The organism is [Flexibacter] sp. ATCC 35208, assembly GCF_001975825.1.
In the GTDB taxonomy this organism is placed as follows: domain Bacteria; phylum Bacteroidota; class Bacteroidia; order Chitinophagales; family Chitinophagaceae; genus Chitinophaga.
The window spans coordinates 327,239-342,198 of the sequence record NZ_MTKN01000002.1 but is presented as its reverse complement, the minus strand read 5'-3'; the positions used below and the strand labels follow the sequence as shown (position 1 = coordinate 342,198).

Here is a 14,960-nt window from a genome sequence, read left to right as displayed (position 1 = left end):
TGAAAAAAAGACGGCCTTATATACACACCGGCACATTCCTGTAATAGCACATTATTCGGCTTTTTTCTTTCTAGGAGGTGCTTTTTTCTTAGGAGGGTTAGCTTTCACATCTTCAATGATAGCTTTTGCTTCCTCCACCGTAATATCCGCAGCGGTATCGATCTTCTCCTTTGGTATTTTGAAATTCCTTAAGCCTTGTTTAATATACGGACCATAGGGACCTTTGAGTATCTGGATTTTTTCTTTTTCAAATACTTTGATGGTACGTTCATCTTTTGCAGTACGTTTTTCTACGATCAGCGGGGCTATTTCGTCGAGTTCCACTGTGTAAGGGTCCATTTCCTTTTTCAGGGAATAGAACTTCTTATCGTGTGCTGCATATGGACCGAACCGGCCTATATTCACCGTTACATCTTCTTCTTCAAATTTACCCAAATTGCGGGGAAGTTTGAACAGCTCCATTGCTTCATCTAAAGAAATGGTTTCGATGCTTTGTGTTGCCTTTAATTTTGCAAAGCGTGGTTTCTCCTCATCTTCTGCCTTGCCGATCTGCACCATTGGACCATAACGTCCCATACGTGCTACGATAGGTTTGCCGGTAGATTCTTCGGTACCCAGTTGTCTTTCTCCTTTCACCCTTTCAGCATTTTCCAGGGTGTTTTCCACATCCTTGTGGAAAGGAGTATAGAACTCATTCAGCATCTTGTTCCAGATCTTCTTACCATGTGCCACCTCGTCAAACTCTTCTTCGATTTTGGCGGTGAAGCCGTAGTCCATTACATTTCCGAAGTATTGGCTCAGGAAGTCGGTAACGATCATACCCAGATCTGTCGGGAACAGTTTGGATTTTTCGGCACCGGTATTTTCAGCGTCTGTTACTTTAGTGAGTGTGTCATCTTTCAGCGTCAGAATGCGGAAGTCTCTTTTCACACCTTCTTTATCACGTTTTTCCACATAGTTACGCTTCTGAATGGTGGTAATGGTTGGCGCGTAGGTCGAAGGTCGGCCTATGCCCAGTTCTTCCAGTTTCTTTACCAGGCTTGCTTCCGTATAGCGGGGGGCAGGGCGGGTAAAGCGTTCTGTCGCTTTCATTTCCTTCAGGTCCAGTACTTGTTTCAGAGCGAGTGGTGGCAGGGAACCATCCTGTTCGTCATCTTCACTTACATCTTCATCATCGCGGCCTTCCATATATACTTTCAGGAAGCCATCGAATTTAAGTACTTCACCGCTGGCAGTCAGCTCATCGTGGTTGGTAGAGATATCGATCTTGGCGATTGTTTTTTCGAGTTCTGCATCGCTCATCTGGCTGGCGATAGTACGTTTCCATATCAGCTCATACAGTTTACGGGTATCGCTGTCGTCTACAGAAGCATTCTCCATGTAGGTCGGGCGGATGGCTTCGTGCGCTTCCTGGGCAGACTCGTTCTTATTTTTGAACTTGCGGTGCTGGTGGTAGCGCTCCCCGTAGTTAGTTGTAATTGCTTTCTGGATATCCCCTAACGCGGTATCTGACAGGTTGACTGAGTCAGTACGCATGTAGGTGATCTTACCACTTTCATACAGTTTTTGTGCCAGCAGCATGGTTTTAGACACGCTGTAGCCGAGTTTACGGCTGGCTTCCTGCTGAAGGGTAGAAGTGGTAAAGGGAGCGGCAGGAGATTTCTTGCCGGGTTTTACCTGGATATCTTTTACGGTGTAAGCAGCACCGACACATTGCTGTAGGAATTTCTCCGCATCTTCTGCGGTTTTGAACCGGGTAGGTCCTTCGGCCTTGAAGGTAATGTTCTTACCATTCAGGTCTTTAGAAATGAAGAAAGCTTCTACTTTAAAGCTGCTTACAGCAGTAAAGCCGTTGATCTCTCTTTCCCTTTCCACGATCAGTCTTACCGCTACGGATTGCACGCGACCTGCAGAGAGGTGGTTACGCATACTCATTTTACGCCAGAGCACCGGTGACAGCTCAAAACCTACGATCCTATCCAGGATACGTCTGGCTTGTTGCGCATTTACCAGGTTCATGTTGAGTAGGCGGGGCTGTTGCACGGCTTTTTCAATGGCGGGCTTCGTAATCTCGTGGAAAACAATACGTTTTGTAACTTCCGGGTCTAACCCCAGTACTTCACATAAATGCCAGCTGATGGCCTCCCCCTCACGGTCCTCATCCGTTGCTAACCAAACCTCTTCGGTTGTTTTGGCCAGCTTCTTCAGGTCCTTCACTACCTTTTCCTTGTCATCGGGGATTATATACTTAGGTTTGAAGTTATTGTTGATATCAATGCCCATATCATCCTTCTCCAGGTCACGGATGTGACCAAAGCAGGATATGACCTCGAAGTCGCTGCCCAGTATTTTTTCAATCGTCTTGGCTTTGGCCGGAGACTCAACAATTACTAGATTTTTTGCCATGAATGCCGTCTTTATGTGCTACTAGATACGTAAAATTCCGTATTAAATTGTATAAACCGCTTTAAGTAAGTTCCTCAAATTTTAAGTGCTCTCTCTGGCGGGAGGATGGCCAACTGATCAAAAAAGGGCCATCCGATTTTTGCAAGTATATAAAAGAAGTGGTAGAATAAAAAATCAGTCTCTTTTAAAACATTGAATATAAATGTAATATTTTTGGGAAATCCATTAAAAATGAATGATTAACAGTTTAATGGTTAAATTGCTGGATAACAACGCTGAACGGAAGGGAAACGTGCTGTATCATATAATTGTATGAGCCCGGCCACCCAAATTTTGCTTTTATCTGACCGGTACACCATAATATATTAATAACCACTTACCCGATGAACATAGTAATTATTGGCGCGGGAAATATTGCGCATTGTTTCGGTACACAATTAAAAATACACGGACACCAGATTTTACAGGTTATTAGCCGTAAGAAAGAAAATGCTCAGATATTAGCAGAGAATTTGCATGCATCGGCTAGTGATGACCTCCTGGATATCAATATGGAGGGAGACATTTATTTATTGGCAGTGAGTGATTCAGCCATTCCGGAACTCAATGACGAGCTCCGTCTGGGCAAAAGAATCGTATTGCATACGGCAGGGGCCGTACCTCTGGATGCCATCAGGCGCATCTCTACCCATACCGGGGTGATGTATCCTTTACAATCTATTCGTAAGGAGGTAAAAAATTATCCTGTGATCCCTCTTTTGCTGGAAGCCAGTAACGACGAGGTGATGCGCAGACTGCAATCCATCGCTCAGAGCATTTCGTCTCAGACTGAGGTAGTTAGCTCCGAACAGCGGCTTCAATTACATCTGGGCGCGGTACTTGCTAATAATTTTACTAATCACCTGATCGTGAGGGCAAAACAGTTTTGTGAACAAAAGGGATTGGACTTCAGTTTGCTTCAGCCCATCATCAGGGAAACTTTTGACAGGTTTGAAAAGTTCGCTCCTGAAACGGTGCAGACAGGCCCTGCCATGAGAAAGGATGAGGAGACGATGTCTAAACACAGAGCTTTGATGCAGGATCAGCCACACCTGCAAGAAATTTATAAGGTGATGTCAGACAGCATTTATGATTTCTATAATGCCTGACATCAAAAATCTATACTACTTTTGCGCAATACGATATTTTAATAAACGCAATGAACGTTTTATCTCTTTTTAAGCCCATCACCACTTTTGTGTTTGATGTAGATGGCGTGCTCACAGATGGTACTGTTCAATTATTACCAAATGGGGAGCAATCGCGTAGAATGAACATTAAAGATGGGTATGCTTTGCAGCTGGCCGTAAAGAAAGGTTACCGTATCGCCATCATATCTGGTGGACGATCTGAAAGTGTGGTAAGCCGGCTTCAGGGATTAGGAATAAAAGATATTTATACCGGCATTACCGATAAGCAGGAAAAGCTGCAGGATTATGTATTCGAGAATGACCTGCAATGGGAGCAGGTCATTTTTATGGGAGACGATATCCCGGATTACCGTGCTATGCAATTGGTAGGGTTGCCGGTATGTCCGGCCGACGCTGTCCCCGAAATCAAAAGTATATCCCGTTATATCTCACCAGTAAATGGTGGTAATGGCTGTGTGAGGGAAGTAATCGAGAAGGTGCTGAAACTTAACGGGCACTGGACGATAGACGAAGAAATAGCCAGCCGCTGATTTATTTCCAATTAAATGATTATGAAGTTACTGACAGCTTTTTTTAAACTGGTACGGTATCCGAACCTTATTTATATAGCACTCACGCAATATTTACTACAATACTGTGTAGTAGCGCCTATACTTCATTATAATGGCGTGGAACCTTCTTTGTCCGTGGCATCTTTCTGCCTGCTGAGTTTATCGACAGTGCTGATCGCTGCTGCCGGTTATATTATTAATGACTATTTCGATATTAATATTGATATCATCAATAAGCCTGACAAAATGGTGCTGGACAAGGTGATCAACCGTCGCTGGGCCATGGCCTGGCACACCATTTTTAACCTGGCTGGAGTGAGTATTGGTTTTATTGCTGCATGGAAGATTGGTCAGATCTACCTGGGCTTTACACAGGTACTGTGTTCCCTGCTGCTGTGGTTTTATTCTACTTCCTTCAAGCGTCAGGCACTGATCGGCAATGTCGTTATCTCCCTGCTCACAGCGTTGGCTGTGGTAGTGGTAGGCTTTTATGAGAAACAGATCTATGAAAGCTTTGAAGCCATCATGTCTCCCGAAGGAAGAAAGCTGATACAGATAATCGGTATTTATGCAGTGTTCGCTTTTGTGATTTCGCTGGTAAGGGAAATTGTAAAAGACCTGGAAGATGTAATCGGCGACAGCAAAGATGGTTGTCGCACGATTCCCATTGTATGGGGTGTGGAACCAGCTAAGAAAATATGCTATGGATTACTGCTGGGATTGCAGGTGCTGATTGTAGTAGTTGAAATAAGAGTAGCGCTGATAGGCTGGTATATTGCGATTGCCTACCTGGTGATTTTCGTACAGGCGCCTTGTTATTATATTTATTCTTTACTGAAAAAAGCACATCTGCCGGAGCATTATCACAAAGTGAGTTCCCTGGTAAAACTAGTGATGCTGTCAGGTATTCTGTCGATGGTCTTCTTTAAATTATTCCTCTGATGTATACAGGCAAACGTGTCATACTGGGTTCTCAGTCACCCCGGCGCAAACAGCTGCTGGAGCAGGCAGGTATTCCCTTTGAAGTGAAAGTGGTAGAGACGGCAGAGACTTTTCCTGCCGATATGCACATCCCGGATATTCCCGTTTACATTGCGCGTCAGAAGGCTGTAGCCGTAGCACCTTTGTGCCAGGCAGACGATATCATTATTACTGCTGATACAGTCGTAGTTCTGGACGAAACTATTATCGGAAAGCCAAAGGACAGGGAGGATGCGATCCGTATACTGAGTGCACTCAGTGGCAGGGAGCACCGTGTAATAACAGGGGTGATTATACTTCGCAACGGGGAGGAAGACGCTTTTTCAAAAGAAACAGCGGTACACTTCAAGCCATTGACGACTGAGCAGATCACGTATTATGTAGATCACTTTAAACCCTATGACAAGGCCGGTGCTTATGCGATACAGGAATGGATTGGTGCGGTAGGTATTGACAGAATTGATGGCTGTTTTTACAACGTGATGGGATTGCCTGTAAGCAATGTCGTAGAAAGATTATAAAAAATAAACGGCGTCCTGATCAGAGCAGGGACGCCGTTTATTTTTGGTTGGTTAAATACTTTAATACTTCCTATTAACACAATTTCTATTCCAATACCAGCAGGTTTACATCTGGATTATTGAGCCATTTAGCTTCCTTCAGCTTTTCCAGATTGATCACCCCAACTATATAACGCCAGGTAGAGGATTCATATTTTTCAGAGATATTGTAGAAGTCTGGCAGATGTACCTGATCGGCTGTACGATAACGCAGATAAATTTTTAACTGCACATCGTTGGTAAACGCCGGAGAGTTAGCCTGCTTAATCTTTTTATACTCGTATCTGTAATTGTATGTCAGTGCAGAGATGTCGGAAAGTACTGCGCTACCAGTAGCGGTACCACCAGCACCTTTACCTACAAAGAACTGCTTGTCGGTAAATGCGCTTTCGAGCAGAATACCATTGTACTCATTGTATACATCATACAGCAGGTTATGTTCCTTCACAAGATGTGGTAATACAGAAGCATTCACACTACCGTTTTGCCTTCTACAACCAGCTATGAGCTTCACTGTAGAGTTCCTTTGTTTTGCGAACTGAATATCGAAATCATTCAGGCGATGTATACCAAAATTGAATACTTCTTCTGGTTTTACGAATGTGCCAAAGGCGTGTAACAGTAAGATCACGATCTTGAATTTTGGATCGTACCCTTCGATATCCAATGTAGGATCAGTTTCTGCAAAACCCAGCTCCTGCGCCTTTTGAAGAGCTTCGTCAAAGCTTTGATTTTCTTCGAATATTTTCGTGAGGATGTAATTCGTAGACCCGTTACAGATACCTTCAACTGCATTGAGCAGATCATTGTCGTAGTATTCTTCCAGGTTACGTACAATTGGAATACTTGCACAGCTGGATGCCTCATAGAGGAAAGGCACCTTGTTTTCTACCTGTAACTGGTAGAGTGCTGGCAAGTTTTCGGCGATCATGCGTTTGCTGGCGCTTACTACTGCTTTTCCATTACGCAGTGCGGTGCTTACGATTTCGAAAGCCGCTTCTGTTTCATTGATCAGTTCCACTACTACATCGATAGTAGGGTCTTGTAAGATATCATTCTTGTCTGTAGTGAAATAGCTGGCGTCGATTGGACGAGGCTTATTGGGGTCCTTGATACATATTTTCTTAATACGCGCATTGATACCTTTAGTTCTGTTCAATACTTCGTAAAGTCCTTGTCCCACACAACCAAATCCGAAAATACCCAGATTGATAATTTTGTTTTCCATGTTCAATACTTAGTGCTGCATTCAGTGTCCGTTGCAAAACGGTTTTGCGTTTATTGTAAAACTGTAATTTGTTTACCTGCAGGCAGGTTCAGTTTATCCAGTGCCTGTTTGAGGTCGTTGATGAGATCTTCTGCATCTTCAATACCTACAGAGAGGCGGATGCAGGAATCGACCAGACCTGTTTTCTTGCGGTGTTCTTCCGGAATATTCCGGTGTGTCATAGTAGCTGGATGATCCAGCATACTCTTTACACCACCAAAGCTTTCTGCGAGTTTGAACAGCCGGGTGGTGTTCACTACTCTGATTGCATTTTTGATGTTGTCACTTTTGAGAGAAAAGCTCACGAGTGCACCGTATTGCTTTTGTTGCTTACGGGCGATGTGGTGGTTTTTGTGCGATGCCAGTCCGGGATAGAAGACCTTATCCACAGCGGGATGTGCAGAGAGCCAGGTGGCGATGGCCATAGCATTGCTACATTGCTTATCGAGGCGCAGGCAGAGGGTTTCAATACCTCTGATCGTAAGCCATGCTTCGAAGGGACTGAGTATACTTCCTGAAATATTTTGATTGAAGCGTAGCTGATCGGCCAGTGTTTTGGTGTTGACTACTACCAGTCCTGCGATTACATCGGTATGCCCTGCGAGATATTTGGTAGCACTATGTATCACGATGTCTGCACCCATTGGAATAGGTTGCTGCAGCAGTGGTGTACAGAGGGTATTGTCTACTACCAGCAGTACATTGTGCTGCTTGGCTATCTTGCTGATGGATTTGATATCGGATACGCGTAATGTAGGATTGGTGGGCGATTCCAGCCAGATCATTTTTGTATTTGGCGTGATGGCAGCCAGTACTTTGTCGGTATTGCTGGTGTCTACAAAGTTTGCTTTGATGCCAAAGCGTTCAAACATATGCTGGAACATCTGGAAGATACCGCCATATGTATCTTCGACAGCCATGATCTCATCTCCTGATTTTAATAGTTTCATTACCGCATCGATCGCGGCCATGCCACTGGCAAAGGCAAAACCTGCGTGGCCTTCTTCGAGGCTGCAGATAATGTTTTCCAGCACCTTGCGGGTAGGATTGTTGGCACGGGAGAATTCAAACCCTTTGTTGATACCGGGTGATTCCTGCACGAAGGTAGAGGTCTGATAGATGGGGACGGAAATGGCGCCTGTCAATTCATCTATCGGGATACTATGTAATAACTGTGTAGCTATTTTCAACGCAAAGTAATTATACGGTTATGAACAGGTGGTTCAGAACGATAACTACCCAAAATAAAAAAGGCTCTCCCGTAGTTGGAAGAGCCTTTTCAGTATTATTAAGTACGATGAAAATGTCAATCTCTGCCAACTTATCTATCTCTGGTTATATGTATAACCGAAGCCGGAATTAGCACCTTTCCCTCGTTTGTTAAACAAGGTTGGTTGCTAAGGCATCGCAGGGCCAAGTCCCTCCGCCTTTCTGGATAAGTCATCTATAAAGAACTGGGTGCAAAGTTAATGGTAACTCTATCAGATTTCCAAAAAAAGAAAAATTTGGAAATCTGGTGTAGAGAATGCTAAATTTATTAGTAAAGATGAATTTATGACCATTGTTCAGATTGCCCCGCTCCTTACAGAGGAGCTGTTCCAATATATTTGGCAACATCGTTTGTTTACCCTTTCCCATTTGCATACGTTAGAAGGTGAGCCTGTGCAGGTACTTCAACCGGGAGTACTGAATACGAATGATGGTCCGGATTTTAGCAGTGCCCGGTTGCGGATAGGCGATACTATCTGGGCTGGAAATGTAGAATTGCATTTAAAGACTTCTGATTGGTACAGGCACAATCATCAGCGGGATTTACGGTATAAGAATGTGATTCTGCATGTGGTGTTTGAGCATGATCTGGAAGAGACGACGACGCAGGGAATTCCTTGTCTGGAATTGCAGTCGGCTATTCCCAAAATGTTGCTGAACAGGTATGCGCAGCTGAAGCATTCCGGTCATTTTGTGCCTTGTGGAGGGAATGTGGCTACAGTAGAGCGATTGATCTGGAGAAGCTGGAAAGACCGCATGCTGGTGGAGCGGTTAGAAAGCAGAGCAAATATGATGAAAGAGTGGCTGGACAAGAGCAGGAATAATTGGGAGGAGTGTTGCTACTGGGCGATTGCACACAGCTATGGGATGCCGGTAAATGGAGATGCATTTCTGAAGCTGGCCCAATCCCTGCCATATACGCTGCTGGTGCGGAATAAGCATAATCTTGTACAGTTAGAAGCGCTTTTATTCGGGCAGGCAGGAATGCTGGAGGGGCAGTTTGCAGATGATTATCCATTAGAACTGCAGGCAGAATATGTGTTTCTGAAGCGGAAATATCAACTGCTGTCATTGTTGCCTCATCAGTGGAGATGGTTGCGGATGCGGCCTTCTTCGTTTCCTTCGGTGAGGCTGGCTAGTCTGGCGGTATTGTTGCAACAGGGGAGGGACCTCTTTGCCCGGCTGCTGGAAATGAAAGATCTGCAACATTTTCAGCAGGTGCTGTTTGCGCAGCCGGAGGGCTATTGGAAGGATCATTACAGGTTCGATACCCCGGCGGTGGTTATGCGCAGACCAGGCATAATGGTAACGAGGAATGTGATCATCAATAGTATTTTACCATTGTTGTACTTATATGGCAGGGAGAAAGGATTGCCGGAATACCAGGAAAAGGCATTGGGCATGATGGAAACGCTGCCAGCAGAGGAAAACAGTGTGATGGAAGGTTGGAAAAAAGTGGGGATACTGGCAGGAGATGCTGCAGATTCCCAGGCATTGCTTCACCTGAAGCAGCACTACTGTGAGGAAAAGCGATGTTTGGAATGCGCAGTAGGATGCAAATTACTGAAGACTGGCATTGCCCTGTAACCATTTTACTCCGAGTGCGTTATATCTAAGGGAAGACGAGGCCGGGGGATAAAACAAATTTACACATGAAAGAAAAAACGTGTAGGTTTGTAACGATAAGTATACCAATATTACGCCCCTTACGTTTATTAGTAATGGTGGGCGATACAGTTAGACTCAGGATACTTTTGTTTGTAATTCGTGATGAGGCTGATCAATCATAATTTAATATTACTCCCTTAACAAAAACAAATCTATACAGGTGAAAAAATTACACTTATTCTTGCTTTTATTGGTAGCGGCAGGTGGATTGAAGGCACAGGACAGTAGCTCGTCGGTGAAGTCAGGAGTACAGCACAGGGAGCAGAAGAAGTCTAAGCCCGTTTCCTCATTTAAACAGCAGGAAGAACTGGAAAATGTTTATCAGCGTGAGTTTTCAGTAGGTGCACGTCTTAACACCGACGGTTGGAGCGGTTTCCTTGAAAAAGGATATCGTAGCAGCAGAACGAAAGTGACTTTTTTCCAGTTTGAATTTGCAGAGAAGAAAGATCCAAAAGAAGATAAGAAGTCTGGTGCGATCAAGGGAGTAGACCAATATGGATTTGTATATTCTGAAAAACCTTATATCTATGGTAAGCAGAATAACTTTTACCAGGTGAAGATTGGTATCGGGCAGCAAAAACTGTTAGGCGGTAAGGCGAATAAGAACGGGGTGTTGGTAAATGCCTTTTACTATGGAGGTCTTTCAATTGGGTTGCTGAAACCTTATTACCTGAATGTAGTTGATCCGGATGATGGTGTAACCGTAAAGTCTATCAAATATGGTGAAAGCGTAGCAGATAACCAGGCATTTCTGGATAGAAACTCTATCATTGGTGGCGGTGGATTTGGAAAAGGCTGGGGAGAGGTGACAATAGCGCCGGGTGTACATGCTAAGACAGGTCTTCGTTTTGACTGGGCCAGATTCAATGAAGTAGTGAGCGCGCTGGAGGTTGGTGTAAATGCTGAATATTATACCAAGGATATACCTATAATGGTTGGAAACGATCCTAAGAAGTTCTTTTTCAATGCTTATGTAGCTTTACAGTTTGGTAAGCGCTGGAATAAGAAGAAGTAAAAATGAGAAATAATATAAAAAGCGCTTTTGCCGGGGCAAAAGCGTTTTTTATTGGATTCCCTCAAGAAGTACTATTTTTGTAATCTTAAAGAAAGGATCAGAGATGCAAGAACCAATACTCACGACCGCAACACCTTGCAGTACAGCACCTGATGCTGCGCCTGCCCCCAGGACTAAAAAACCTGATTGGCTGCGTGTCAAATTACCAATAGGAGAAAACTACAAACAGGTTCGTAGCCTGGTAGATACCCATAAATTACATACTATCTGCGAAAGCGGAAACTGCCCTAACATGGGTGAGTGCTGGGGAGCCGGTACTTCTACCTTCATGATATTAGGAAATGTATGCACACGTAGCTGCGGATTCTGTGCCGTAGCCACCGGCAGACCAGAAGCAGTTGACTGGGATGAGCCTCAGCGCGTAGCAGAAGCTATCTTCCTGATGAAGGTGAAACACGCTGTGATCACTTCCGTAGACAGGGATGAGCTGAAAGATGGTGGTTCTATCATTTGGGCCAACACCATCAAAGCTGTAAGGGCGTTGAACCCTGAAACTACTATGGAAACCCTGATCCCTGACTTCAGAGGCCAGTGGGAAAACCTGCAGCGTATTATCGATGTAGCACCAGAGATAGTTTCTCATAACCTGGAAACTGTTGAGCGCCTGACCAAACAGGTGCGTATACAGGCTAAATACCATAGAAGCCTCGAGGTGATCCGCCGTTTGAAAGACGGAGGTATGCGTACCAAGAGCGGTATTATGCTGGGTCTGGGTGAAACCAAAGAAGAAGTGATCCAGGCTATTCAGGATCTGTATGATAATGGTTGTGATGTAGTGACCCTTGGTCAATACTTGCAGCCTACACCAAAGCATCTGCCTGTAATACGGTTTGTACACCCGGATGAGTTTGCAGAGTACAGAGAGATCGGTTATGCAATGGGACTTGATTATGTTGAATCAGGACCATTGGTAAGATCCTCCTACCACGCAGAGAAGCATATCCATAGTGGGCGGCCAAATAAATAATTAATCAAGTTTATTAAAATCCATCAGCGGTGATGGATTTTTTTATTTCCATCATATCTTCGCATCTCAATTGCGATTAGAATATATTTGTAAAAATAGGCGTGTATTTTATAACCAGTAGACCTTGAGTTACTATCCCAACTGATTCATCAGTTGTCAAATTAATTGACAATCTGTTGATTTATAGAGATAGAAAATTTAATTGAATAGTTATCTTCGCAACACATTTTTCAAATTGTTTCAGGGAAATATGCGGATATTTCCCGGTATATGCCCATATATACGACCAGAACCGCAGCTTACACCTACATTACCTGCAACCTACCTGTTTGATTGTTAGTACATATTGATCTGTGCTTAGCTGGGTATAGTGTGTCTTATTTAAATCTTAATTAATTACTGCGCAAGCAAAGAACATATAGCATTATTGCTTTGTTCTACGATTGGTCTAAAGAAGAAACTGATTGTCAAAACCTTTTATGAAAAGAGTAATTTATCTGACCGCCATGTTGGGAGCGGGGCTTGTTAGCACCTCATCCTCTGCACAGCAGGTATCTGATTCCGTCATGCCAAAAGCGTCTCTACAGGATTGTATCCAGTATGCGCTTATCCATCAGCCAGTGATGAAACAAACACTGCTGGACCAGGAGATTGCGGAACATACCATTAAGAGCAAACTGGCAGACTGGTATCCCCAGTTGAATCTGGCCGCAGGCCTGAACCATTATCTGAAGTTGCAGACGTCTTATTTTAACGGTGCAGCCATCACCACTGGTGTGACGAACACCTCTTCTGCCGCCTTTACTTTAACACAAAACCTGTTTAACAGGGATGTATTGCTGGCCAGCAGAACTGCTAAGGTAGTACGTCAACAGGCTGTGCAAAATACTACCAGCAATCAGATCGATGTGGTATCCAATGTATCCAAAGCTTACTACGACATGCTGCTTACCAAAGCGCAGGTAGCCGTGCTGGATGAAGATATCGTGCGTCTGGAGCGTAGCCTCAAAGATGCCTACAATCAGTACCAAAGCGGTATTGTAGACAAAACCGACTACAAGAGAGCCACCATTTCCCTGAACAATGCCAAAGCGCAAAAGAAAACAGGGGAAGAATCCCTGAAAGCCAAGAACGCTTTGCTGAAACAGTATATGGGTTTCCCGGCAGACTCTGTACTGGATGTGAAATACGATACCATCCAAATAGCGCAGAGCATACAGCTGGATACCAACACAACTGTTACTTACCAGAACAGGATCGAGTACCAGTTACTGCAAACCCAACGTTCACTGTTGGAAGCAGAACTACGCTATAATAAATGGGCTTACCTTCCTACAGTATCAGCATCCGGTAGTTATACTTTCGCCTACTTCAACAAGGATTTCGGGAAGTTGTATAATAACAACTATCCTAACTCCCTGGTAGGTCTGACTGTATCGATGCCTATCTTCCAGGGTTTCAAACGCACCCATAATATCAAGATAGCTGAGCTGAACATCAAACGTACCGACTGGGATGTAGAATCACTGAAACAACAGATCAATACACAATATACCCAGGCAATGGCCTCTTACAAGAGTAACCTGAACGAATATTTCGTGCTCAGGGAAAACATGGATCTGGCCAAAGAGGTATACAACCTGATCGATCTGCAATACAGGGAGGGGATTAAGACCTACCTGGAAGTGATCACCGCCCAGACAGACCTCCGCTCCGCAGAGCTGAACTACTATAATGCTATGTACACCGTATTATCCAGCAAGATAGACCTGGAAGTGGCATTGGGTACTTTAACACCATCAATTCAATAAATGATAAAACTGGCTGATTGCAACAATCAGTCATTGAAAGGACAAATATTTTCAGATGAAAACAAAGCAACACATTCTCCTCATTGGCGCTACAGGTATGTTTTTTCTGGCTTCCTGTAAAGGTCCGGCACAAAAAGGTGGTATGGTAATGCCTCCAACCAAGGTAAATGTTACGGCTGCTACTATGGGACAGGCTATTTATTATGATAAATACCCGGCTACAGTGGTGGCGCTCAACCAGGTGGAACTGCGTGCGCAGGTAAGTGGTTATATCACCGGTATCTTTTTTAGAGAAGGGGAGGTCGTGCAGAAAGGAAAAGCCCTGTATGAAATAGACCGTCGTAAATATGAAGCTGCCGCTCGTCAGGCAGAAGCGAACCTGGCTAGCGCAAAAGCGACACTGGTACGTGCACAGAAAGATGCGGACCGCTACCACGAACTGGCTAAGCAGGATGCGATCGCCCGCCAGACGCTGGACAATGCTGATGCAACACTCGAAACCAGCCGTGCAAGCGTAGCCGCTGCCGAAGCAGCATTGGCCTCTGCCCGCACAGACCTTGATTTCTCCATTATTAAAGCCCCTTTCACTGGTCGTATTGGTATCTCCCAGGTAAAGCTGGGTGCACAGATTAGCCAGGGAACCACATTGCTGAACACCATGTCCAGCGAAAACCCGATTGCGGTTGATTTCGTGGTGAGCGAAACTGATATTCCACGCTTTTCATCGATGCAGGGTAAGACCATCACTCCTGGTGACTCTACTTTCCGCCTTACACTGCCAGGTGGTACTGCATATTCTGAAAAGGGTAAGATCCTTGCCGTTGACCGTGGGGTAGATAACCAGACAGCTACTATCAAGGTACGTATCGAATTCGCGAATCCAAAAGATGAGCTGAAAGATGGTATGAGCGCGGTACTGCAGGTATTGAATGCGCAGAGTGGTGAAAATGTGATCATTCCTTACAGAGCTGTAGTAGAACAGATGGGAGAGTTCTTTGTATTTGTAGCAAAAGATACGATCGCTGAGCAGCGTAAGATCCATCTGGGTCCAAAAATGAGGGACCTCATTGTTGTTACTGATGGTCTTAAATCCGGCGAAGTGGTAGTGACGGATGGTTTCCAGCGTCTACGTGATGGTGGTACAATCGACACTTCAGGTGTACCGAAACAAACACCGCAGGCTTCGGGCCAGGCTCCTAAAAAATAATCATAAAC

12 protein-coding genes and 1 riboswitch are annotated in these 14,960 nt (G+C 44.5%); of the genes, 9 read left to right on the top strand and 3 right to left on the bottom strand.

All coding sequences use genetic code 11. From position 1 onward, the window contains the following. Positions 1 to 51: 51 nt before the first annotated feature. Positions 52 to 2,406: a type I DNA topoisomerase gene (gene topA, locus BW716_RS02890; RefSeq protein ID WP_083720764.1), complete on the bottom strand. Its 2,355-nt coding sequence runs from the start codon at positions 2,404 to 2,406 to the stop codon at positions 52 to 54. A 383-nt stretch (positions 2,407 to 2,789) separates the two neighbouring features. On the opposite strand from topA, the gene BW716_RS02885 reads away from it, so the two are divergent. From BW716_RS02885 to BW716_RS02870, 4 genes are read left to right on the top strand one after another with little or no spacing between them, the layout of a single operon-like run. After that, positions 2,790 to 3,554 (top strand): Rossmann-like and DUF2520 domain-containing protein, encoded by a 765-nt coding sequence (locus tag BW716_RS02885; protein ID WP_083720762.1) that lies wholly within the window; start codon positions 2,790 to 2,792, stop codon positions 3,552 to 3,554. 50 nt (positions 3,555 to 3,604) lie between these two features. Further along, positions 3,605 to 4,126: an HAD family hydrolase gene (locus tag BW716_RS02880; protein ID WP_083720760.1), complete on the top strand. Its 522-nt coding sequence runs from the start codon at positions 3,605 to 3,607 to the stop codon at positions 4,124 to 4,126. A gap of 21 nt (positions 4,127 to 4,147) precedes the next feature. Beyond that, a complete protein-coding gene (locus BW716_RS02875) occupies positions 4,148 to 5,089 on the top strand; it encodes a geranylgeranylglycerol-phosphate geranylgeranyltransferase (RefSeq protein ID WP_179090974.1) in 942 nt (313 codons plus the stop codon). Then, a complete protein-coding gene (locus tag BW716_RS02870; protein ID WP_083720756.1) occupies positions 5,089 to 5,649 on the top strand; it encodes a nucleoside triphosphate pyrophosphatase in 561 nt (186 codons plus the stop codon). Before BW716_RS02875 ends, BW716_RS02870 begins: the two co-directional genes overlap by 1 nt. 85 nt (positions 5,650 to 5,734) lie before the next feature. Here BW716_RS02870 and BW716_RS02865 read toward each other — a convergent pair whose 3' ends face one another. Together BW716_RS02865 and BW716_RS02860 are read right to left on the bottom strand one after the other, a co-directional pair. Next, entirely contained in the window at positions 5,735 to 6,916 is a 1,182-nt protein-coding gene (locus BW716_RS02865; protein WP_083720754.1) for a homoserine dehydrogenase, read from the bottom strand. Between the two features lie 50 nt (positions 6,917 to 6,966). Continuing rightward, positions 6,967 to 8,145 carry a PLP-dependent aspartate aminotransferase family protein gene (locus BW716_RS02860; protein WP_083720752.1) on the bottom strand — a complete coding sequence of 393 codons (1,179 nt, stop codon included), beginning with the start codon at positions 8,143 to 8,145 and terminating at the stop codon, positions 6,967 to 6,969. 128 nt (positions 8,146 to 8,273) lie between these two features. Further along, positions 8,274 to 8,397, bottom strand: a riboswitch (SAM riboswitch). A 112-nt stretch (positions 8,398 to 8,509) separates the two neighbouring features. Here BW716_RS02860 and BW716_RS02855 point away from each other — a divergent pair. From BW716_RS02855 to BW716_RS02835, 5 genes are all read left to right on the top strand, one after another. Beyond that, entirely contained in the window at positions 8,510 to 9,811 is a 1,302-nt protein-coding gene (locus BW716_RS02855; RefSeq protein WP_083720750.1) for a DUF2851 family protein, read from the top strand. 241 nt (positions 9,812 to 10,052) lie between these two features. Beyond that, positions 10,053 to 10,907 (top strand): hypothetical protein, encoded by an 855-nt coding sequence (locus BW716_RS02850; RefSeq protein ID WP_143708700.1) that lies wholly within the window; start codon positions 10,053 to 10,055, stop codon positions 10,905 to 10,907. A 103-nt stretch (positions 10,908 to 11,010) separates the two neighbouring features. Further along, on the top strand, positions 11,011 to 11,934 hold the full coding sequence (gene lipA / locus BW716_RS02845; RefSeq protein ID WP_235643428.1) for a lipoyl synthase: 924 nt from the start codon (positions 11,011 to 11,013) through the stop codon (positions 11,932 to 11,934). Positions 11,935 to 12,413: 479 nt separating this feature from the next. Continuing rightward, on the top strand, positions 12,414 to 13,745 hold the full coding sequence (locus tag BW716_RS02840; protein ID WP_083720815.1) for a TolC family protein: 1,332 nt from the start codon (positions 12,414 to 12,416) through the stop codon (positions 13,743 to 13,745). A 55-nt stretch (positions 13,746 to 13,800) separates the two neighbouring features. Next, positions 13,801 to 14,952 carry an efflux RND transporter periplasmic adaptor subunit gene (locus tag BW716_RS02835; RefSeq protein WP_083720745.1) on the top strand — a complete coding sequence of 384 codons (1,152 nt, stop codon included), beginning with the start codon at positions 13,801 to 13,803 and terminating at the stop codon, positions 14,950 to 14,952. Positions 14,953 to 14,960 lie beyond the last annotated feature (8 nt).